General features: G+C 74.1%; 18 protein-coding genes. 12 read left to right on the top strand and 6 right to left on the bottom strand.

All coding sequences use genetic code 11. From position 1 onward, the window contains the following. Positions 1-160: 160 nt before the first annotated feature. The 11 genes from R3E88_16760 (at position 161) to R3E88_16710 (ending at position 13,968) form a co-directional block, all read left to right on the top strand. Positions 161-1,918, top strand: a complete 1,758-nt coding sequence (locus R3E88_16760) for a glycosyltransferase family 39 protein (protein MEZ4218140.1) — start codon at positions 161-163, stop codon at positions 1,916-1,918. Further along, entirely contained in the window at positions 1,915-3,198 is a 1,284-nt protein-coding gene (locus R3E88_16755; GenBank protein ID MEZ4218139.1) for a glycosyltransferase family 1 protein, read from the top strand. The genes R3E88_16760 and R3E88_16755 overlap by 4 nt, the downstream gene beginning before the upstream one ends. After that, positions 3,195-4,553 (top strand): glycosyltransferase family 4 protein, encoded by a 1,359-nt coding sequence (locus R3E88_16750; GenBank protein ID MEZ4218138.1) that lies wholly within the window; start codon positions 3,195-3,197, stop codon positions 4,551-4,553. Before R3E88_16755 ends, R3E88_16750 begins: the two co-directional genes overlap by 4 nt. Continuing rightward, positions 4,550-5,521 (top strand): SDR family NAD(P)-dependent oxidoreductase, encoded by a 972-nt coding sequence (locus tag R3E88_16745; GenBank protein ID MEZ4218137.1) that lies wholly within the window; start codon positions 4,550-4,552, stop codon positions 5,519-5,521. The genes R3E88_16750 and R3E88_16745 overlap by 4 nt, the downstream gene beginning before the upstream one ends. Positions 5,522-5,532: 11 nt before the next feature. Next, positions 5,533-6,327 carry a polysaccharide deacetylase family protein gene (locus R3E88_16740; GenBank protein MEZ4218136.1) on the top strand — a complete coding sequence of 265 codons (795 nt, stop codon included), beginning with the start codon at positions 5,533-5,535 and terminating at the stop codon, positions 6,325-6,327. Continuing rightward, on the top strand, positions 6,318-7,502 hold the full coding sequence (locus R3E88_16735; protein ID MEZ4218135.1) for a radical SAM protein: 1,185 nt from the start codon (positions 6,318-6,320) through the stop codon (positions 7,500-7,502). Before R3E88_16740 ends, R3E88_16735 begins: the two co-directional genes overlap by 10 nt. 13 nt (positions 7,503-7,515) lie before the next feature. Next, the gene (locus tag R3E88_16730; protein ID MEZ4218134.1) at positions 7,516-9,000 is read left to right on the top strand and encodes an oligosaccharide flippase family protein; all 1,485 of its coding nucleotides are present in this window, start codon (positions 7,516-7,518) and stop codon (positions 8,998-9,000) included. Then, positions 8,997-10,541: a hypothetical protein gene (locus R3E88_16725; GenBank protein ID MEZ4218133.1), complete on the top strand. Its 1,545-nt coding sequence runs from the start codon at positions 8,997-8,999 to the stop codon at positions 10,539-10,541. Before R3E88_16730 ends, R3E88_16725 begins: the two co-directional genes overlap by 4 nt. Before the next feature lie 93 nt (positions 10,542-10,634). Beyond that, entirely contained in the window at positions 10,635-11,534 is a 900-nt protein-coding gene (locus R3E88_16720; protein ID MEZ4218132.1) for a glycosyltransferase family 2 protein, read from the top strand. Beyond that, a complete protein-coding gene (locus R3E88_16715) occupies positions 11,531-12,544 on the top strand; it encodes a lysylphosphatidylglycerol synthase transmembrane domain-containing protein (protein MEZ4218131.1) in 1,014 nt (337 codons plus the stop codon). The genes R3E88_16720 and R3E88_16715 overlap by 4 nt, the downstream gene beginning before the upstream one ends. Next, on the top strand, positions 12,541-13,968 hold the full coding sequence (locus R3E88_16710; GenBank protein ID MEZ4218130.1) for an FAD-dependent oxidoreductase: 1,428 nt from the start codon (positions 12,541-12,543) through the stop codon (positions 13,966-13,968). Before R3E88_16715 ends, R3E88_16710 begins: the two co-directional genes overlap by 4 nt. Positions 13,969-14,004: 36 nt before the next feature. Here R3E88_16710 and R3E88_16705 read toward each other — a convergent pair whose 3' ends face one another. The 5 genes from R3E88_16705 to R3E88_16685 are packed head-to-tail and all read right to left on the bottom strand — an operon-like array spanning position 14,005 to position 18,034. Continuing rightward, on the bottom strand, positions 14,005-14,523 hold the full coding sequence (locus tag R3E88_16705) for a GFA family protein (protein ID MEZ4218129.1): 519 nt from the start codon (positions 14,521-14,523) through the stop codon (positions 14,005-14,007). Continuing rightward, positions 14,520-15,170 (bottom strand): hypothetical protein, encoded by a 651-nt coding sequence (locus R3E88_16700; protein MEZ4218128.1) that lies wholly within the window; start codon positions 15,168-15,170, stop codon positions 14,520-14,522. The genes R3E88_16705 and R3E88_16700 overlap by 4 nt, the downstream gene beginning before the upstream one ends. Before the next feature lie 5 nt (positions 15,171-15,175). Beyond that, complete coding sequence (locus tag R3E88_16695) at positions 15,176-15,580, bottom strand: hypothetical protein (protein ID MEZ4218127.1); 405 nt, start codon at positions 15,578-15,580, stop codon at positions 15,176-15,178. Then, positions 15,564-17,030 carry an FAD-dependent oxidoreductase gene (locus R3E88_16690; protein MEZ4218126.1) on the bottom strand — a complete coding sequence of 489 codons (1,467 nt, stop codon included), beginning with the start codon at positions 17,028-17,030 and terminating at the stop codon, positions 15,564-15,566. The genes R3E88_16695 and R3E88_16690 overlap by 17 nt, the downstream gene beginning before the upstream one ends. 17 nt (positions 17,031-17,047) lie before the next feature. Then, positions 17,048-18,034 carry a glycosyltransferase gene (locus tag R3E88_16685; protein ID MEZ4218125.1) on the bottom strand — a complete coding sequence of 329 codons (987 nt, stop codon included), beginning with the start codon at positions 18,032-18,034 and terminating at the stop codon, positions 17,048-17,050. Between the two features lie 568 nt (positions 18,035-18,602). On the opposite strand from R3E88_16685, the gene R3E88_16680 reads away from it, so the two are divergent. Then, on the top strand, positions 18,603-20,504 hold the full coding sequence (locus tag R3E88_16680; protein ID MEZ4218124.1) for a hypothetical protein: 1,902 nt from the start codon (positions 18,603-18,605) through the stop codon (positions 20,502-20,504). Positions 20,505-20,516: 12 nt separating this feature from the next. Here R3E88_16680 and R3E88_16675 read toward each other — a convergent pair whose 3' ends face one another. Beyond that, the gene (locus R3E88_16675; protein MEZ4218123.1) at positions 20,517-21,959 is read right to left on the bottom strand and encodes a glycosyltransferase; all 1,443 of its coding nucleotides are present in this window, start codon (positions 21,957-21,959) and stop codon (positions 20,517-20,519) included. Between the last annotated feature and the right edge of the window lie 129 nt (positions 21,960-22,088).

The following is a 22,088-nucleotide window of genomic DNA, read 5'->3' as shown; positions in this document are numbered from 1 at the left end:
CACGCCCTGCTGCGGGTCGGGATGCGGGACATCCGGGGAGTCAGGAGCTCGAATGCGAAGCGCGCCGACAGCGCGAACACGGCCACCCGGGCCGCCCGCGCCCGGGCCGCTCCCGGGCGGGCCGGCGCGCGCGTGGCTCGCCGCCGGCGCCGCGTGGGCGGTGGGCTCGCTGCTCGCGCCGCTGCCCTCGACGGGCGCGGCGAGCGGCGACGCCGGCGCGCTGCTCTTCCGCGCGTGCGGCGTCGCGATCGGGCTCGCGATCGCGGCTTCGGGCGTCGCACTCCGCCGGTCGCCGCCGCGCGCCCCCGCTCCGCCGTCGGGCGCGCGCACGGGCCTCGGCGAGCTCGCGGCGCTGCTCGTCGTCGCCGGCGTCCTGCGCGCGATCGACCTCGGGAGCGGCCTCTGGTACGACGAGATCGTGACGCTCGTCGAGTTCGTGCGCCTCGACGCCGCTCGGCTCGCCACGACCTACACGAGCACGAACAACCACATCCTCTTCAGCCTGCTGTCGCACGCGTCGGTCGTGGCGTTCGGAGAGAGCGCGTGGGCGGTGCGGCTGCCCGCGATGCTCTTCGGCGTCGCGAGCCTCGCCGCCGCGTGGTGGATGGCGCACGAGCTCGCGCCCGGGCGCGCGCGCGAGGCGCGACTCGCGACCTGGCTCGTCGCGCTCTCGTACCACCACGTGTGGTTCTCGCAGAACGCGCGCGGCTACACCGGCATCCTGCTGATGAGCTGGCTCGGCACGGCGATCTGGCTGCGCGCGCGCCGCGGCGGGCCGCGCGCGCTCTGGCTCGCCTACGCGCTGTCGCTCGCGCTCGCGATGTACACGCACCTCTCGGCCGTGTTCGTGTTCGCCGCGCACGGGATCGTGTGGCTCGCCGAGGAGGGCGTAGCACTCGCGCGCCGGGAGCGCGCGCTCGACGCGTGGCCGCTCGTCGGCTTCGCGCTCGGCCTCGCGCTCGTGCTCCAGCTCTACGCCGTGCTGCTGCCGCAGGTGGTCGAGACGTTCGGCGTCCAGAGCGGCGCGGGCAGCGGGAGCGCGACCGTGACGACCTGGAAGAACCCGCTCTGGACGGCCGTCGAGATCGTGCGGGGGCTCCGCCTCGGCCCCGCGTCCGCAGCGGCTGCGCTCGTCGCGTTCGCGATCGCGGCGACGGGCTTCGCGAGCATCGCGCGCGCGCGGCCCTTCCACGCCCTGCTGATCGCCCTGCCGCCCGTCGTCACGCTCGCCGCGCTCGTCGCGATCGGCTTCAACATCTGGCCGCGCTACTTCCTGACGAGCCTCGCGTTCGCCGCGGTCGTGCTGATGCGCGGGATCTTCGCGAGCGCGGAGGCGCTCGCGCGCCGCGGCGCGCCGGGCGCGCTCGCCCGACCGGCGCGGGTCGGCACGGCCGCGGGCGTCGCCGTCGTCGCGCTCTCGGCCGCGACGCTCGTGCAGAACTACCGCTTCCCGAAGCAGGACTACGCGGGCGCGCGCGACTTCGTCGCGGCCGAGCGCGCACCCGGCGACGCCGTCGTCGCGGCCGGGCTCGCCGCCTACTCCTACGCGAGCCTCTACGCGCCCGACCTCCGCGAGATCGACGACGCGGCGACGCTCGAGGCGCTGCGGTCCGAGCGCGCGGCGGGCGGCGGGCGCGTGTGGGTCATCTACTCGTTCCCGCTCCACCTGCGCTCGACCGCGCCCGAGCTGTACGCGGCCCTCGAGCGCGACTTCGAGCCCATCCGCACCTTCCGCGGCACGCTCGGCGACGGCGACGTGCACGTGCTCCGCAGCCGCGCCGAGGCCGCCCCGGCGCCCCATGCGCAGGCGACCGGCAGCCGCCCGTCACGCGCCCCGGCCCGCGAGCGACTCACCGTGCGGAGCGCGCCGACACCGATCGGGGCGTGGCGGCGTTGCTCCACCGGAGGCACCGCGTGAGCTCGAACCGACCCCTGCGCGCGATCGGCGACGCCGACCCCGCCGCCCGTCCCGGGCTGCGGATCGGCATCGACGCGACGTGCCTCGGATCGGGGCGCGGCTACGGCCGCTTCGTGCGCGAGCTGCTCCCGCCGCTCGTCACGCTCGACGACCGCAACGAGTACGTGCTGTTCGTCGACGAGCACACGGCCGCCGAGCTCGGGCCGCTGCCGGCGCGCTGCGTCGTGCCGCCGACCTCGCAATCGCAGGCGGATGCTGCGTCGGCGCGCGGCCAGCGGCGCGTCGTCGACATGTGGCGCATGGGGCGCGCCGTGGCCGACGCGCAGCTCGACGTCATGTACTTCCCGTCGGTCTACAGCTTCTACCCCGTGCCCGGACGCACGCCCGTCGCCGTCGCCTTCCACGACATCATTCCCGAGCGCTACGGCGCGGTCGTGTTCCCGACGCGCTGGAACCGCTTCCTGTGGGACGCGAAGGTGCTGCTCGCGCGCCGGCGCGCGCGCGGGCTCATCACCGTGTCCGAGTGGTCGCGCCGCGCGCTCGCCGAGCACTTCGGGACGCCGCCCGACGAGATCTGGGTGACGCTCGAGGCGCCGAGCCCGGTGTTCCGCCCCGCGCTCGAAGCCGCGCCGCGGCGCGCGTGGCTGCGCGATCACGGCATCCCGGAGGATGCCGCCTACTTCGTGTACGTCGGCGGCTTCAACCCGCACAAGAACCTGACGGCGCTGATCGACGCGTTCGCCGACGTGGCCGCGGAGCGCCCGTCGCTCCACCTGCTGCTCGTCGGCGACTTCGAGGGCGACGTCTTCCACATCGACGTCGCGAGCCTGCGCGAGCGCATCGCGGCGCGCGGCGTCGCCGGCCGCGTGCACCTGCCGGGCTTCGTGCCCGACGAGGCGCTGCGCCATCTCTACACGGGCGCGCTCGCGCTCGCGATCCCGTCGCTCGAGGAGGGGTTCGGGCTCCCGGCGGTCGAGGCGGCGGCGTGCGGGACGGGCTGCATCGCGACGCGCAACAGCCCGCTGCCCGACGTGCTCGCGGGCGGAGGTCTCTTCGTCGACCCGCTCGACACGGCCGCGCTGCGCGCCGCGCTCGCGGCGTGCGCCGACGACGAAGGGCTGCGGCGAAAGCACGGGGCGGCCGCGCTCGAGCGCGCGGGACGCCTCTCGTGGCGCGCGACGGCCGATGCCACGCGGCGCGCGCTCGAGGAGATCGCGCGCGGGCGCACCGCGCGCGCGCGCGGGCCGGTCGCCGTCGCGGCGGCGGGAGGCGCGCGATGAGCGGCCTGCGCTTCGCGATGCTCACGACCTTCTACCCGCCGAACCACTTCGGCGGCGACGCCGTGTTCATCCGCCGGCTCGCGCACGCGCTCGCGCGCCGCGGGCACACCGTCGACGTGATCCACGACGTCGACGCGTTCGACCTGCTGCACCCCGGCCCCGAGCCGGCGCCGCTCGAGGAGCCGCCGGGCGTCACGACGCACCCGCTCCGCAGCGCGAGCCCGCGCGCGGGCGCGCTCTCGTGCCTGCTGACGCAGCAGCTCGGCCGGCCGGTCGTCCACGGACGCGAGATCGAGCGCATCCTGCGCGAGGGCGACTTCGACGTCGTCCACTTCCACAACGTGTCGCTCGTCGGCGGCCCGAAGCTGCTGTCCTACGGCGGCGACGCGGTGAAGCTCTACATGGCGCACGAGCACTGGCTCGTGTGCCCGATGCACGTGCTCTGGCGGCACGACCGCGAGCTGTGCGACGCGCGGCAGTGCTTCCGCTGCAGCCTGCACTACAAGCGCCCGCCGCAGCTGTGGCGCCACACGGGGCTGCTCGAGCGCGAGACCGCGCAGCTCGACGCCATCCTGTCGCCGAGCGCGTTCAGCGCGGCGAAGCACCGCGAGATGGGCTTCCCGCACGCGCTCGAGGTGATGCCGTACTTCCTGCCCGACCTCGACGCGGACGACGTCGAGTCGCGCGACGCCGGCGCGGGCGCGCCGCTCTGGGAGCGGCCCTACTTCCTGTTCGTGGGTCGGCTCGAGAAGATCAAGGGCCTGCAGGACGTGATCCCGCACTTCGGCGCCGACGCCAAGGCCGACCTCGTCGTCGTCGGCACGGGCGACTACGAGGCCGAGCTCCGCGCGCAGGCGAAGGACTTCCCGCGCGTGCACTTCCTCGGCCGCCGCCCGCCCGAGCAGATCCGCCCGTTCTACGCCGGCGCGATCGCGACGCTCGTTCCCTCGCGCTGCTACGAGACGTTCGGGATCGTCGTGCTCGAGAGCTTCCGCGAGGCGACGCCGGTGATCGCGCGACGCCTCGGCCCGCTGCCCGAGATCGTCGAGCCCACGGGCGGCGGCATCGTCTTCGACGGCGACGCCGAGCTCGGCCGCGCGCTCGACCGGCTCGCGAGCGACGCGGCGCTGCGCGACGCGATGGGCGCGGCCGGCCACCGCGCGCTGCGCGAGCGCTGGCTCGAGTCCGTCGTGCTCGAGCAGTACTTCGACGTGATCGCGCGCGCGGCCCGCGAGCGCGGTCGCACGCGCGTGCTCGAACGGCTCGGCCGGGCGCCCGCGCGCGCGGCGGGCGCGTCGTCCACCGATTCCCCCCTGGCCGCGCCGCGCGCGGCCGCATCCGCGGAGGCCTCATGAAAGCCCTCATCACCGGCGGAGCCGGCTTCATCGGCTCGCACCTCGCCGACCGCCTGATCGACGACGGCCACGAGGTGTGGGTGCTCGACGACCTCTCCACCGGGTCGATCCAGAACGTCGACCACCTGAAGGCGAACCCGCGCTTCCACTTCACGCTCGGCAACGTGACGGACGAGTCCGCGGTCGGCGAGCTCGTCGACCGCGCCGACGTGACGTTCCACCTGGCGGCGGCCGTCGGCGTGAAGCTCATCGTCTCGAACCCGGTGCGCACGATCGAGACCAACGTGCGCGGCACCGAGGTCGTGCTGCAGGCGGCGGCGAAGAAGAACAAGCTCGTCGTCGTGGCGTCGACCTCGGAGGTCTACGGCAAGGGCACGAAGATCCCGTTCTCGGAGGAGGACGACCTGCTGCTCGGGCCGACGACGCGCAGCCGCTGGGGCTACGCGTGCTCGAAGGCGATCGACGAGTACCTCTCGCTCGCGTACGCGCGCGAGAAGGCGCTGCCCGTGATCATCGCGCGCTTCTTCAACACCGTCGGTCCGCGCCAGACGGGGCGCTACGGCATGGTGCTCCCGACCTTCGTGCGCCAGGGGCTGCGCGGCGAGGACATCACCGTCTACGGCACCGGCGACCAGCGGCGCTGCTTCGGCGACGTGTACGCGGTGGTCGAGTGCCTCGTGCGGCTCGTCGCGTGCGAGGAGGCGCGCGGCCAGGTCTTCAACCTCGGATGCAACCGCGAGATCTCGATCGCCGAGCTGGCCGAGCGGGTGCGCGCGATGACGGGAGGCGCCTCGGAGATCGTGCGCGTGCCCTACGACCAGGCGTACGAGGAGGGCTTCGAGGACCTCGGCCGCCGCGTGCCGGACGTCGCGAAGCTCGAGCGCACGATCGGCTTCCACCCGGACACGCCGGTCGAGACGATCATCCAGAACGTGATCGACCACATGCAGCGGACGGGCGAGGTCTAGCGCGAGGCGTCATGTCGGCCGTGTGGGTGCTCACCTATCACTCGATCTCGAGCGGACCGCCGCCGCTGTGCGTCGACGCGGCGCGCCTCGGCGCGCAGCTCGACTTCCTGCGCGCGGCCGGCTTCGAGCCCGTGCCGCTGCGCGCGTGGGCGACGCGCGGCGGGCGACACTTCGCGGTGACCTTCGACGACGGCTATGCGGACTTCGCCGAGTGCGCGCTCCCCGTGCTGCGCGCGCGGGGCGTGCCGGCGACGCTCTTCGCCGTCGCGAGCGAGGAGCGCGGACGCATCGCGGGCGGCATCGCGGGCGCGCGCCTGCTCGAGGCGGACGAGCTCCGGCGCGTCGCCGCGGAGCCCGGCATCGAGGTCGCGGGCCACGGCGTCGACCACGTGGACCTGACGACGCTCGCGGACGACGCGCTCGCGCGCGAGCTCGCCCAGGGGGCGGAGCGGCTCGCCGACTGGACCGGGCGGCGCGTCGAGCACTTCGCCTACCCGTTCGGCGCCTTCGACGCGCGCGTGCGCGCGGCGGCGGAGCGTGCGTACCGCGCCTCGTTCACGACGCAGCTCGCGGCCGTGCCGGCCGCGGCCGACCCGCACGCCGTTCCGCGCATCGACGCCTACTATCTCGACGACCCCGGCCTGCGCCGCGCGGTGCGCGCGGGCCGCTCCGACGGCTGGCTCGCGCGCCGGCGCTTCCTGCGGCGCCTGCGCGGCAGCGAGCCGCGACGCCCCGTTCCCACGAGCGCCGAGCGCAGCCCGGCCGGCGCTCTCGCACGCGACCAGAGGTACGCATCATGGCAGTAGAGTCGTTCGGTAGGCGCATCGCGCGGCACGCGCGGCTTTCCGCCCAGGCCTCGGGCCTCACGGATCTCGGCACGCCGCCGTTCCTGATCCTGTTCATCAACTCGATCTGCAATCTCAAGTGCGAGCACTGCTTCGTCTGGGATCGCCTGAACAAGCACGACGACCTCACCTACGACGAGATCGTCGCGCTCTCGCGCGACATGGGGCCGATCGAGAACCTGAACCTCTCGGGCGGCGAGCCGTTCATGCGCCCCGACTTCGCGGAGGTGTGCCACCAGTTCGTCGGGCAGAACGGCGTCAAGCAGATCTACGTGCCCACGAACGGCTACTACACGGAGAAGACGCTCGCCGCGGTCGAGAAGGTGCTGCAGCGCCAGGACCTCGACCTGCTCGTGCTCGAGTTCTCGCTCGACGGCATGCCGCACTTCCACAACCAGTTCCGCGGCAACCCGCGCTCGTTCCAGAAGGCGATGGAGACGATCGACGCCGTCGCCGAGCTCCAGAAGAAGGACGCGCGCCTGCGCATCCACTCGATCGCGACGGCGACGGCCGACAACATCGAGGAGATCAAGAAGCTCACGACCTACCTGTTCGAGCGGCACCCGGCGATGGACCACCACAACCTCGCCATCATCCGCGGCGACCGGAAGAACCCCTCGCTCCAGGGCCCGGCGCTCGACGCCTACGTCGAGCTCGATCGCTATGCGAAGCGGCTGTGGAGCGCGCGCGAGGAGGGCCGCTTCGGCGCGATCGTCGACCCGATGCTCGCGTGGGCGAAGGTGAAGACGGCGCGCGAGCGCACGCAGGTCGTGCCGTGCCAGGCCGGGAGGCTCTCGGCCGTGGTCTACGCGAACGGCGACGTCGGCGTGTGCGAGACGCTCGCGAGCCATCCCGTGCTCGGGAACCTGCGCGACAAGAGCTTCCGCGAGCTGTGGAACTCGCCCGAGGCGGCCTTGGCGCGGCGCAAGATCGCGTGCAAGGAGTGCCACTGCACGAACGAGGTCTTCCTGTGGCCGAGCCTCACGTTCCAGCCCGTCCACCTCGCGCGCGGCATGCTCGGCGCGAAGGTCTGGGAGCAGCCGGAGCCGCTGCCGGTCTCGGAGCGCGTGCGCGTCGAGGTCGACGAGCGCGGCCTTCCCGCGCCCGAGCCCGGCCAGCCGCCCCTCAAGGCCTGATCGCGCCGCGCGCATGACGGCACCGTCGACAGCGGCCGACGCGGTGGGCGACCGCGGAGGGCTCGCGCGCCGCTTCCTCGCGGACTACGCCTGGATCGCGTCGGGCGAGGTCGTCTCGAAGATCGCGGGCTTCCTCGCCTTCGCGTACCTCGCGCGCGTGCTGGCGCCGGTGGGCTACGGCGCGGTCGAGCTCGCCGTCGCCGTCGGCATGGTCGGCTACCTCGTCGTCGACTTCGGCATCGGGCCGATCGCCGCGCGCATGGTCGGGCAGGACCGCGCGCGCGCCGGCGCGCTCCTCGGCTCCGTGCCGGCGCTCCGCCTCGCGCTCTCGCTCGCGGGCTTCGCCGTCGCCGCGACGCTCGCGCCGCTGCTCGCCGCGACGCCCGAGGGCCGCACGCTCGTCGTCCTCTACGCCGGCGCGCTGCTCGGCGCGCCGTGGATCCTCGACTGGCTCTTCCAGGGTCTCGACCGCATGCGCTGGGTCGCTCCCGCGCAGATGCTGCGGATGTGCCTCTTCCTGACCGCCGTCGCGTGCTTCGTGCGCGGGCCCGAGGACGTGCTGCGCGTCGGCGCGATCGAGGTGTGCGCGTTCGGCTCGATGGCCGCGTACTACGTGCTCGCCGCGCGCCGCATCGGCGAGCGCCCGCGCGTCGCCCCCGACGCGGCGACGGTGCGCGAGCTCGCGCGGGAGGCGACGCCCGTCGGCGCGGGCCAGCTCCTGTGGGCCCTCAACCAGTACCTGCCGACGTTCGCGATGGCGTGGTGGTGGCCGCAGAGCGAGCTCGCCTACTACGCCGCCGGCCATCGCATCGTCTTCAGCCTCGGCAGCTTCATCTTCCTCTACTTCTTCACGCTCTACCCCCAGCTCGTGCGCACGACCCACGAGGCGCCGGAGGAGTTCGCGACGCTCGCCACCCACTCGCTGCGCGCGACGGCGTGGCTCGGCGGGCTCGTCGGGCTCGGCGGCACGCTGCTCGCGGCGCCGATCTGCGCGCTCGCCTTCGGCGAGGCGTTCGGGGAGACGGCGACCGTCTTCGCGCTGCTCGTCTGGGCGCTCCCGATCAACCTGCTGTCGGGCCACGCGCGCTTCGCGCTGATCGCGGCGGGAGAGCAGCGGCTCCAGATGGGCGCACAGGCGCTCGGCGTCGTCGCGACGCTCGCGCTCGCCGCGGTGCTCGTGCCGACGCTGCGCGCGACCGGCGCCGCGCTCGCGCTGCTCGGGTCGGCCCTGCTCGTCTGGGTCGTCGCGCACCTCGCGACGCGCGCGCGGGTCGGCGCGATGCCGGGCATGGCGCCGCTGTGGCGACCGGTGCTCGCGGGCGCGGCCGTCTACGCGTTCGCACACGCGCTGCCGACCGCCTCGCCGTGGCTGCGCACGCTCGTCGCCTGCGCGACCTACGCGCTCGTCTTCGCGGTCGCCGAGCGCGCGACGCTGCGCGCGCTCCCGGCCGAGCTCGGGCTCGCCGCCGCGAGGCGCGGCCCGGAGGACGCCCCGTGACGCGCGGCCGCCCCGCCCTCTCGACCGCGACGAAGATCTTCGCGATCGCGTGGATCGTCTACACGCTCCACTTCGCGACCGACATCGTGCGCGAGCACTATCCGGCGTTCTCGCTCGCCGAGCGCGGGACGCTGCGCGTCGACCCGTACCTCGGCCTGCACCCGGACCTCTTCGAGATGGAAGGGCGCGGCGCGTTCATCAACAACAACCCGGGCGCCTCGCTCGTCGGCGCCGTTCCGTACGCCGTCGTCCGTCCGCTCGTCGACCGCGTCGTCGAGCCGATCGTCGCGCGGCGCGCGAATGCGGAGCCGCCCGCCTTCGACGATCCGCGCCCGAACCGCCGCGCGTTCTTCGAGAAGACGTTCCGGCGCGGCCTCGACGTGCGCTTCGGGCTCGCCGCCGGCGCCATCCAGGCGCTCGGCTTCGCGCCGCTCGCGGCCGCGATGGTGGTCGTGCTGCACGGGCTCCTGCTGCGGATGGGATTCGCGCGGCGCGCGAGCGCGGAGCTCGCGCTGCTCTACGCCTTCGCGACGCCGCTCTTCTTCCGCGCGGCCTTCCTGAACCACAACCTGCTCGTCGCGCACGCGACGCTCGCGTGCTTCGCCCTGCTCTGGAGCGACGGCGGCATCACGACGCGTCCGGTGCGGCTCGCGCTCGCGGGCTTCGCGACGGGCTTCGGCCTGCTGTGCGACTACGCCGGTGCGGTGCCCGTCGTGGTGCTCGGCCTCTACGCGCTCGAGCGGCTCGTGCGCGCGCTGCCGCTGCCGAGTGCCCTCGCGCGCATGGCCGCGATGGTCGGCGGCGCGTGCGTGCCGGTCGGCGCGCTGCTCGCCTACCAGGCGTGGGCGTTCGGGAACCCCTTCCTCCCGGCCCAGCACTACATGCCGGCGACGCAGTACTCCGGCGAGGGCTGGAACGGCTTCGACTGGCCGGCCCTCGACCTGCTCGCGGAGAACCTCTTCGATCGCCGCTTCGGCCTGTTCGCGTTCGGCCCGCTGCTGCTGCTCGCGTTCGCCCGCCCGCTCGTGCGTCGCGCGCGCGTGCGCCGCCCCGAGATCGCGCTCGCCTACGGGCTGTTCGTCGCGCTGCTCGTGTTCACGAGCGCGAACCAGTTCGCGCGGCTGCAGTGGAACACGGGCTTCCGCATGCTCGCGCCCGTCGTCCCGTTGCTCTTCGTCGCGCTCGCCGACGTCTGGGTCGCGCTGCCGCGGCGCGTCGCGCTCGCGCTGGGTGCGCTCGCGACCGCGCACGCCTGGTGCATCGCGATGGTGCGCGCCGACGCGCTCGCCTCGGTCGAGACCGTGCTGCGCGACGGACCGCGCCTTCCGTGGCTCACGTCGATCTGGCGCGCGGGCGGCACGTATCTCCCGCTGCCCGCCGGCGTCGAGGCGGGTCCGGCGCTGCTCGCGCTCCCGTTCCTCGCGCTCGGAGCGGCGCTCGTCGCTCTGGTGGCGACGCGCGCGACGCGCGACGACGCGATGCCCCGCGTCGCACCGGCCGCGGCCGCGCTCGCCGCGGGAACCGACGACCGCTCCCGGTGAACCCACCCGGCGGCGTGTGCTACTCGCGCCCTCGGCCTTCAGCGCGCACGGCCGGCGGCCGACACGCACGCGAACCCCGGAGGGATCCACTCGATGTCAGCGACGAGGACGACCCTGCCCGCCGCGATCGACGGCGTGTCCGTCGTCATTCCCGCGTACAACGAAGAGGGCGCGATCGTCGACGGGCTGCGCGAGACGCAGGCCGTGCTCGACGCGCTCGAGGTCGAGAGCGAGCTCATCGTCGTGAACGACGGCTCGACCGATCGCACCGGCGAGCTCGCGCGCGCGGCCGGCTTCCGCGTGCTCGACCAGCCCGAGAACCGCGGCTACGGCGCGGCGCTCAAGGCCGGCATCGACGCCGCGCGCTTCGAGACCATCGTGATCACCGACGCCGACGGGACGTATCCGGCGAAGGAGATCCCGGCGATGCTCGAGCAGGCCGCGAAGTACGACATGGTGGTCGGCGCGCGCGTCGGCGAGAACGCCGCCATCCCGCTCGTGCGGCGCCCCGCGAAGTGGTTCCTGCGCGTGCTCGCGGCCTACCTCGCCGGCCGACCGATCCCCGACCTGAACTCCGGGCTGCGCGTCCTCAAGCGCCGTCACGTGAAGCGCTTCGAGCACCTGCTGCCGTCGGGCTTCTCGTTCACGACGTCGATCACGCTCGCCTCGCTGTGCTCGGACCTGCTCGTGCACTACCACCCGATCGACTACTACGCGCGCATCGGCTCGAGCAAGATCCGCCCGACGCACGCCGTCGAGTTCCTGATCCTCATCCTGCGCACGATCGTGTACTTCAATCCGCTCAAGGTGTTCCTGCCGCTCGGCGCGTTCTTCTTCTTCGGCGGCCTCGCGAAGTTCGTCTACGACGTCGTGATCGGGAACCTGTCGGAGACGGCGCTGCTCGGCTTCCTCGGCGGCACGATGCTGTGGGCCGTGGGCCTGCTCTCGGACCAGATCGCGCGCACGGGGCTCGGCGGAGGGCGGAAGGCTTGACGCCTCCCGGCGCGCTGCGCGAGGCGCTCTCCGCGCCGCGCAGCTGGCCCCTGCTGCTCGTGCGCGCGACGGTGACGACCGGCGCGCTCGCGGGGCTCGTCGCGTTCATCGGGCCGGGCGTGCTGCTCGACGCGCTGCACCGCGCGCCGCCCGCGACGTGGGCCGGCGCACTCGCCGGGCTCTTCGCCGGCCATCTCCTCGCCGCGATGAAGTGGCGCCTGTTCGTGCGCGCGAGCGGCGCGGACGCCGGCGCCGTCGAGTCGCTGCGCGCGCACGGCGCCGGCCTGTTCGCCAACCTGTGCCTGCCCTCGCTCGTCGGCGGCGACGTGATCCGCGCGGGCATGCTCGCCCGCCGCCACTCGATCGCCGCGCTCGCGGTCGGCAGCATCGCCGACCGGCTGGTCGACACGACGGCCCTGCTCGTACTCGCCGCCGTCGGCGCCGCGCTCGTGCCGGGCCTGCTGCCCGCCTCGACGCAGACCGCGCTCGCGAGCATCGGCGCCGTCGTCGTCGCGGGTGCACTCGGCGCCCCGCTCGCGCTGCGCGCCATCCCCGCCGAGCGCCTCCCTCCGAAGCTGCGCGGCCCCGTCGCGAAGCTGCGCGATGCGACGCAGGCCTTCGTCGCGCGGCCGTCCGTCGCGCTCGCCGGGACGGCGATCGCGCTGGGCGTCCAGGGCGCGTTCGTCGCGCTCAACGCGATGCTCGGCCGCGCGGTCGGCATCGACGTCCCGTTCGCCGTGTGGCTCCTGTGCTGGCCGCTCGCGAAGATCGTGGCGCTCGCGCCGATCAGCCTCGGCGGCCTCGGCGTGCGCGAGGCCGCCCTCGCCGCGCTGCTCGGCGCGTTCGGCGTCGCGTCGGCGGCGGCCGTCGGGCAGTCGCTCCTGTGGCAGGGCGCGCTGATCGCGCTCGGCCTCGCCTCGGGCGCGCTCGCGTTCGGAACGGGAACGGGAGCCGGCGGGCTCGGGAGCCGCGGCGACGGCGTCGCCGCGCGGGCGGAGGGAACGCGGTGAGCACTCGGGTCGTCGTCCTCGGCGCGGGGCCGGCCGGGCTCGGCGCGGCGCTCGGCCTCGCGCGCCGCGGCATCCCCGTCGACGTGCTCGAGCGCGGCGAGGCCGTCGGCGGCAACGCCGGCAGCTTCGAGATCGCGGGCGTGCGCGCCGACTACGGCAGCCACCGCCTGCACCCCGCGACCGACCCCGAGATCTTCGCGGAGATCCGCGGCCTGCTCGGCGCCGACCTGCTCGAGCGTCCGCGCCACGGGCGCATCCACCTGCTCGGCCGCTTCGTGCACTTCCCGCTGCGGCCGCTCGACCTGTTGCTGCGCATGCCGCCCGCGTTCGCGCTCGGCGTGGGGTTCGACCTCGCGACGAAGCCGCTGCCGAAGCCGCCCGCGCGCGGGCCCGAGACGTTCGCGAGCGTGCTCGAGCGCGGCCTCGGCCGCACGATCTGCCGCGACTTCTACTTCCCGTACGCGCGCAAGATGTGGGGACTCGAGCCGGAGGCGATCTCGGCGACGCAGGCCTACAAGCGCGTCTCCGCCGGCTCGATCGGCAAGATGATCAAACGTCTGCTCCCGGGCGGCGCGGGCACGGGCGCCGCGACGGCGAAGGGCACGTTCTTCTATCCGCGGCGCGGCTTCGGCCAGATCTGCGAGGCGTACGCCGAGGCCGCGGTCGCGGCGGGCGCGCGACTGCACCTGGGAACGACCGCCGCGGCGGTGCGCCGCGACGGCGGGAGCTTCGTCGTCCGGGCCGAGGGCGGCGCGGCCGGCGCGCCGCCCCGCGAGCTCGAGGCCGAGCACGTCTGGTCGACCATCCCGAACGGCGTGCTCGCGCGCCTCCTCGACCCCGCCGCGCCGCCGCACGTGCTCGACGCCGCGCGGTCGCTCGAGCTGCGCTCGATGATCCTCGTCTACCTCGTGCTCGACACGGATCGGTTCACCGAGTACGACGCGCACTACTTCCCGGGCGAGGCGATCCCCTTCACGCGGCTCTCCGAGCCCAAGAACTACGCCGCACAGGGCGAGCCGCGCGGGCGCACCGTGCTGTGCGCCGAGCTCCCGTGCGCGCCGACGGACGCCGTCTGGTCGATGGACGACGCCGGGCTCGGCGCGCTCGTCGCCGACGGGCTCGCGCGCGCGGGGCTGCCCGTCGGCTGCGACGTCCTCTCCGTCGCGACGCGGCGCCTGCCCGCGGCCTACCCGATCTACCGCGAGGGCTACGAGGCGCACTTCGCCGCGCTCGACGGCTTCCTCGAGGGCATCGACGGGCTCGAGAGCTTCGGACGCCAGGGGCTCTTCGCGCACGACAACACGCACCACGCGCTCTTCATGGCGCGCGCCGCGGTCGACTGCCTGCGCGACGACGGGAGCTTCGACGCCGCGCGCTGGCGCGAGTACCGCGCCGTGTTCGAGACGCACGTCGTCGAGGACTGAGCGGCCCGCGCGCCGCCGCGCGGGCGCGGCGAGCGCCTACCGCGCGGCCGCGGCCTCCGCGGCGGCGAACAGCGCCGTCCGGCGCTCGAGGCTCGCCGCCGGCCAGCGTTCGGACGCCTTGTAGAACTCCGCAACGGCCGGGGCGCCTTCCGGCAGCGCGAGCCACGCGACCTTCGTCGACGTGAAGATGTGCAGGTCGGGCGGCGTGCGCGACGGGTCGTCGAGCGTGCCCACGCGCACGAAGCGCACGTCGTCGCCGATCGGGCCGTAGGCGTAGTGGCTGAAGACGGCGACGCGGCAGCGCGGGCAGCGCGCGACGCGCTGGCCCTTTCCGCTGTTCGTCGGCGTGTCGACCCACTCGACCTCGCCCGCGAGCAGCGCCACGCGATCGGTTTCGATCAGCGCGTTCACGGCGAAGGCGGCGCCGGTCTCGCGCTGGCACCACGTGCAGTGGCAGGCGTGGACGTACATCGGCGCGCTCGCGAGCCGGTAGCGGACGTGGCCGCACGCGCAGCCGCCGTCCCGCTCGTCGCCGGACGGCGCGGCGGTCGTCATCGCGGGACGCCGCGCGGCGGGCCGTTGCGCGCGAGCGAGACCTTCCCGTAGATCCAGGCGACGCCGAAGGCGCCCGTGAAGCCGTACACGAAGACCCAGAAGGCGCCGACGACGCTGCCGAGCGGGTTCGTCGCGTAGCCGGGGAGGTAGTTCGTCAGCAGGAGCAGGTGCGGGCTCGGCACGCCGCCCGAGCGCAGCCAGAGCCAGTTGGTCGCGACGAGGAGGCCGACCGCGAGGAGCGCCGCGCTCACGGTCGCGAACGCGACGGGGCGCAGGCTCACGATCGTGTGGACGCCGACCTCGCCGCGCGCGCGGCGGTCGAGCATGCGCACCGTGCCGCGCAGCATCCACGGCCCGTACGCGCGCCCGACCGCGAAGCCGACGACGTAGCCCGCGAGCGCTCCCCACAGACCGCCGACGATCGCGCCGCCGAACGACATCCCGTAGCCCGGGAAGAAGTACGCGAGCAGCGACAGCATCTGGCCCGTCTGCGGCCCGCCCTGCGCGAGCAGGACGAGCGTCGCGACGAACAGCGACGCGCCGAGGACGAGCGCGAGCACGGCGCCGAGCACGTGCGCATTGAGTCGGACGAGCGCGCCCGCCACGGAGGGCGCGGACGATCCGGAGTGGACATGCGATGCGGCCATGGGGCTCAGAGCTCCTGGAGCTCGCGGCGCACCTCGCGCGCGCGCTCGCGCGCGACGACGACCGCGATGAACAGACGGTGATAGGCGTTCCAGAGGGCTGCGAGCGCGGCGCCGGCGACGAACCCGACGACGAGCGCGTCGATGAACCCGATGCCGACGCCCGGCCACGTCACGGCGTAGCCGGGCAGGAAGAAGGCCAGGCGCTTCAGGTGCAGGCCCACCATCGCGCCCCCCTGCAGCAGCAGCCAGGCCGTCGCCGCCGCGAGCGCGAGGCCCGCGACGATCCCGACCCCCGCGCCGAGCGCGACCGGGTCGATCCGGCCGAAGGCCTGCTCCATCACGTCGCGCTCGCTCGCGCTGACCGCCTCGCGCGGGTGCGCGGCGGCCACGTGCTTAACGTCGGTCGCCATCGAGACGCTTCTCCTCGTGGTATTCCTTGTCGGCGTTCACGGCCTCGATGTCGTGATCCTCGCCCATGATGTTCTGCGCGACGAGCAGGCCGGTCTCGATCGAGTGGTCGGCGTTGTTGTAGCGGAACGTGCCGCCGCGACCCGCGATCGAGATGTACTCCTCGTGCTGGCGCAGGAAGCCCTTGATGGCCCCGACGCGATCGTTGTAGTCGAGCGTGTACACCGGGTAGGCGTGGTGGGCGCGCAGCGCGAAGCCGCCGATCACCTCGTCGCGCGAGATGAAGCCGAGGTCGTCGGCCAGGTGCCCGACCGTGCGGTCGACGATCTCCTGGTCGTCCATCTCCCACATCGCGTCGCCCTTCGTGCAGAACCACTCGGCGCAGATCGACGTCGTGCCGGGCGGGCACATGTCGACGCTCCAGTTCTTCGGCTCGTGGATGCGCGCGAAGCCGACCTTCTCGTCGTGCACGTAGAGCCAGGTGTCCTTCGTGACCTGCTCCTTGCGCAGCATGATGTTGGCCGTGATCACGCTGCGGAACTCGAGGCCCTTGGCCGCGTCGATCACGTGCGACGGCGCGCCGGGCTCGACGATCTGCACGAGATGGCCGAGCGGGATGGTCGAGACGATGTGGTCGCACACCACCTCGCGCACCTCGTTCGTCTCGCGGTCGACGTAGCCGACGGTCACCTTGCCGCCGTCGATCCTCACGCTCTTCACGTTCGCGTGGAGGCGCACCTCGTTGCCGTCGGCCTCGATGTCCTCGCGCATGCGCTCGGAGATGCGCTGGTAGCCGAAGCGCGGATACAGGAAGGTGTCGACGAGGCTCTCCACCTTCTTGTCGACGGTGCGCACGTTCTGCGGGATCAGCGCGTTCTTGAGCGTCTCCCAGATCGAGAGGCCCTTCGTGCGCTGCGTGACCCAGTCGGCCGAGAGCAGCGTGCAGTCGCGGCCCCAGACCTTCTCCGTGTAGCGCTTGAAGAACATCTGGTAGAGCTTCGGCCCGAACTGCGCGACGTAGGCCTCCTCGATGTTCTCCGGCTCCTCGCGCCGGAAGCGCTCCTTCAGGATCTGCAGGCCGTACGAGAAGACGGCGTGGATGCTCGTGAAGAGCCCGGCCGTCAGCAGCACGTTCTTGATCGCGACCGGGTAGTCGAAGTACTTCCGGTCGAAGTAGATCCGGCTGATGCGGTGCACGTCGACGAGCTCGCCCTTCATGAGCTCGCGGAACCACTGGTCGAGCCAGTCCTTCTTCGTGAACCAGCGGTGGCCGCCGAGGTCGAAGCGGAAGCCGTCCCGCTCCCACGTCAGCGACAGGCCGCCGACCCAGGGCGCGCGCTCGAGCACGGTCACCTTCATGCCGCGCGCCGACAGCTCGTGTCCGGCGGCCAGGCCCGCCGGCCCGCCTCCGAGGACGACGACGTGTTCGATGTTGTGCTTGGGTTCCGTCATGGGGTTCTCATCGATGATCAAAGTCGATTCCTCAACCAGCAATAGACGAAGGTCGCACCGCTGTACGAGAGATGGACCTGGTGGAACAGCCACGCTCGCAGCGCGAACAGCGGCCCGCGCAGGCGGGCGAACTCGCGCACGAGGTCGATCTGGAGCGAGACCGAGGTCGCGAGCACGATCGCGGCGGCCGCCGCGATCGCCGGCGCGCCGGCGGCGAGCGCGACCGGGAGAGCGGCGACGCAGGCCAGCGCGAGCGGCGCGAGCGCCGCGGCGACGCGCTGCGAGGTGCGCAGGTTCAGGTCGTTCGGGACGCCGCCGCGCTCGAGCATGAGCGTGGTCCACGGGATCCCGCGCTCGACGACGTCGGTGTAGATCGCGTTGCGGCCCGTCCAGCGCTTCAGGTGCGTGACCTGGAGATCCGGGTCGAGCCGCGCCCCGCCCTTCTCGCGCATGCGGTAGCCGAGCTCGATGTCCTCGATCTGCGGCCGCGGGAAGCGCTGCTCGTCGAAGCCGCCCACCGCCAGGAACACCTCGCGTCGCACCGCGCCGCAGCCGGCCCAGAACGTCGCGTCCTCGCGGTTCGCGCGGTGGTGCGTGATGTGGTGGCGCAGGTTCATGTACTGCGAGAAGAAGTTCGGCTCGGGCGGCGCGTCGTCGTAGGAACCCGTGAGGCTCACGAGCTCCGGATCGGCGGCGAAGGCCTCGCGCACGCGGTCGACGACGTCGGGCTTCGCGACGCAGTCGGAGTCGATGAAGAGCACGACGTCGGCGTCGACGTTCGCGACGCCGACGTTGCGCGCGCGGGCCGGGCCGGCCTGCTTCGGCAGGCGCACCACGCGCGCGCCGAGCTCCTCGGCCACGCGCGCCGTCCCGTCCGTCGAGCCCGGGTCGACGACGAGCACGGTCGCCCCGCGCGCGGCGCCGAGCGCCGCCGGCAGGACGCGCGGCAGCAGGTGCGCCGCGTTGTACGCGGGCATGACGATGGCGATGCTCGGTGCGGTCACGGCTGGCTTGCTCCACCTTCCCGGTCGTCGTGGGTGGCGTTCATCGAAGCGAAAGGTGTGCCAAGTGGGTGCGACGGGCCCGCGAAGCTTGCGGGAACATCGCGCACGAGCGCCACTTCGCCTTTCCCTCCGCGCGTCTCCCGGCTCTCCTGCCGCCGGCTGCGCCTGCGGCCGCCCGTTCCCCGGCTGCGCAGTCCGCTGCGCACCCGGCTCCCGGGCACACCCGGGCTGCTCAGATCCGGCGCTCGGCGACCGCCGCGGGCCCCGTCCGCCCGCGCGCCGAGCCGCCCGCCGGTCCGTGCGGCGCCGAGCCGCCCGCCGGTCCGTGCGGCGCCGAGCCGCCCGTCGGCCCGGATCGCGGGGCGGCCATCCGCTCGCGTCGGGTGGGTGTCCGCGAGGGCCGCTCGGGGGTCGCGGGCGCGCGCGATTTCCGTCCCCCGCCGCGCGCGCGCGGCACCCACCACCGGCGCGACCGCACTCCGGCGCACGGGCGGCGCACGGGCCGCGCGCGGGCGGGCGCCGCGCCGACGACGCGCACGCGCGGCCGCGGCCGCCCGGGAGGCCTTCCTTGAACCCGCTCGCCACGCCGTGGAGCAGCGTCGCCGTCGCCGCCCTCCTCGCGCTCGCGCTCGCCGCCCCGCGCGCCGAGCGCGTCCTTCCGCAGGCGGCGCGCGCGCTGCGCGCGGCCGCCGCGCCGCTCGCCGTCGCCGTCCTCGCCGTGCTCGCGATCGCCGCACTCGCCCGCGAGGAGCTCGAGGTGCGCCGCTATCTCGTGGAGAGCGTCGGCGCGTCGAGCGCGTGCTTCGCGATGCTGTGGCTCGCCGCGCTGCGACTCGAGCGCGGCTGCGAGCGGGCCGAGCGCGCGCTCGCGCGCGCGCCGATCGCGCTGTTCGCCCTCCTCGCGTTCGCCGCCGCGCTCGCCGCGCAGCAGCTCGTGCTCGACGACATCCCGCACGTGAGCGACGAGACGGCCTACGTCTTCCAGGCGAAGGCACTCGCGCAGGGGCGTCTCGGGTTCCCCGTGCCCGACCACTTCGAGTTCTTCCGCTTCGTGCACACGAACGTCGAGCGCGGCGTGTGGCACGGCATCATGAACCCGGGCTGGCCGGCCCTCCTCGCGCTCGGAATGCGCATCGGCGCGGGGCCGCTCGTCGACCCGCTGCTCGCCGCGCTCACCGTCTGGTGGCTCGCGACCGCGCTCGAGCGCGCGGGCGCGGGTGCGCTCGCCGCGCGGCTCGCCGCCGCGGGCCTCGCGATCGCGCCCATGCACTGGCTGCTCGGCGCGACCGCGATGTCGCACACGGCGAACATGGCGCTCTTCGCGCTGCTCGTGCGCGCGTGGGCCGAGCAGTGGCGGCTCCAGCGCGCGCACGAGCGGGCCGGGGCGAGCGCCCGGCCGGACGGCCCGGACGGCGCCGAACGCGGCGAGTGGCGCGCGCTCGGCTGGGCGTGCATCGGGGGCATCGCGCTCGGCGCGAACGCCGCGGTGCGCCCGCTCGACGCCGCCGCGGCCGCGCTTCCGTTCGGCGTCTGGCAGCTCGCGGGCGTCGCGCGCGCGGCGCTCGCGACGCGCGCGCACACGCGGCCGTCCGCGCGGGCCGCACTCGCCCCGCGCCTCGCCGCGCTGGCCGCGACGGGCGCCTTCGCGGCGCTCGGCGTCGGCGCCCTGCTCGCCTACAACGCGGCGCTCACCGGCGACCCGCTCGTCCTGCCGCAGGAGCTCCACTTCGCGAAGGAGTTCCCCGGCCAGCGCTTCGGGTTCGGGTTCGGCCCGGACATGGGCACGAAGATCCACGGCCCGCGCTTCCCGGGCTACTTCCCGAGCGACGCGCCGCGCGTCACGAGCCTGCGCCTCGCGCACTTCCTCGCCGACGTCTGGGGCGCGCCGCTCGTGCTCGCCGCCGCGCTCGCGTGGGCGTTCTGGCGGCCCCGCGCCGACGCGTGGCGCGCGGCGTTCGCCGCGGCGACCGCGATCGTCGTCGCCGTCTACGTCGCGCACTTCTATCACGGCATCGCGTACGGAGCGCGGCACTACGCGATCGCGCTGCCCGCGATCGTCGGCGCGATCGCGCTGCGCGCCGCGCACGCGCTCGAGGCGCGCGGGCCGAACGCGCACGCGCTGCGCGCCGCGATCGCCGCGCTCGTCGCGCACGTGCTGCTCGCGGCCGCGCCCGCGACCGTCGTCGCCTACGGCGGTGCCTACCGCCAGGCCTCGGGCGCGCTCCGCGAGCTCGTGCGCGAGCAGCACCTCACGCACGCGCTCGTGTTCGTCGCCGAGGAGGGCTGGGGCTGGAAGTCGGCCTTCCCGCTGAACGACTATCCGCTCGAGCGCAACGACGTGCTCTTCGCGCGCGATCTCGGCGCGCGCAACGCCGAGCTCGAGGCAGCCTTCCCCGACCGACCCGTGTTCCACGCCGCCGTGCGCCGCGACGGACGCGCCGTGCTGCGCGAGCGCCCGCCCGTCGAGTGACGGCGGCCGTCGCTAGCCGAGGCCGAGGCGCTTCTCGAAGACGATCCTGAGCATGCGCAGCGCGGTGCGCGCGATGTGGAGGTAGTTCTTCGAGTGCTTCGAGTCGCCGCCGAGCCGCGGGAAGTAGCTCACCGGCACCTCGATCACGCGCTTGCGCGCGCGCAGCATCTCGACCATCAGCTCCGGCGAGAACTCGGGCCCGACGCCGCGCACCTCGTCGCGGATGTCGTTCCAGGCCGAGCGCCAGAGCGCGCGGTACGTGCAGCCCACGTCCGTGAAGCGCGGCTCCTGGCTCCACCACAGCGCCTCGACGAGCTTGCCGACGACGACGTTCCCCCAGCGCAGCGCGCCCTGCATGTTGGTGCCCTGCTCGATCATCTGCCGCGTCGTGCGGGTGCCGATCGCCATGTCGGCGTCCTTCGCGTACTCGACGAGCTTGCCGAGGTCGCGCGAGCGGAACGAGTGGTCGGCCTCGACGATCACGAGCAGGTCGCCGGCCGCGTGGTCGAGGCCGTACTTGATCGTGTCGCCGTAGCCGTGGAGCGAGACGGTCTCGACGCGCGCGCCGCGCTCGGCCGCCACGCGCGCGGTCGCGTCCTTCGACGAGTTGTCGACGACGAAGACCTCGTGGACGAGCGGGTGCGCGGCGAAGTCGGCGACCACGTGGCCGATCGAGTCCTCCTCGTTGTACGCGGGGATCACGATGCTGATCTTCGTGCGGTCGAAGGCGAGCGTGCGCGCGAGGTAGTTGCCCGCGTGGTAGTCCTCGACGCGGTTGACGTTGATGTAGTGCCCCTCGAGCACGAACGGGAACACGCGCGGGCCCTCGCGCGCGACGGCGCCGATCACGTCCGTCAGCTCGACGCGCCCGCTGCGCGGGCTCGGCGGCGTCGTGCGGATGCGCTCGAAGAGCTCCGGCGTGAACAGGTAGCTGCCGCAGCCGAGCAGGCCGCTCGTCGGCGCCTGCGGCTTCTCCTCGACGTCGACGATGCGCCCGCCGGCGATCGCGACCGAGTAGTTGCGCTCGATCAGCCGCGGGTCGTCGACGTGCTTCACCGCGCACACGGCGAACCAGTCGCCGTCGGGCGCGCGCAGCTCGGCGTGGTTCGTCCCGAGGTAGAGCTCGTCGGCGAGGATCGTCGCGAAGGGGCGCGGGAGGTGGGGCTCCGCGAGCGCGATGCCGCGCGCGAGGCCGATGTCGGGCTCGTCGCACTGGACGTAGGTGATCGCGACGCCGTGGCGGCTCCCGTCGCCGAGGTGCCGCCGGATGTGATCGCCGAGGTAGCCGACGATGATCACGATCTCGCGGATGCCCATCGCGTCGCGCAGGATCTCGAGGTTGCGCTGCACGAGCGGCACGCCCGCGATCTCGAGCATGGGCTTCGGCACGTAGCTCGACTTCGGATACGCGCGCACGCCCTTGCCCGCCGCGGGAATCAGGCCGAGATCGATCATCCGTCCCCCCGAGCGCACGCGCCGGGCGCGCCGCGCGCACACCATCGTCGAACCAGGCTCCCGGGTCGAGCGCCGCGCCCGCGCCGCGCGCGCCGGCCCGTCGACCTCGCGCCGGGCCGCCGCGCGCCG

This window comes from Myxococcota bacterium (assembly GCA_041389495.1).
Classification (GTDB): Bacteria; Myxococcota_A; UBA9160; order UBA9160; family UBA4427; genus JAWKRT01.
The sequence above is the reverse complement of the archived record's forward strand: the minus strand, read 5'-3'. Positions and strand labels throughout refer to the sequence as shown.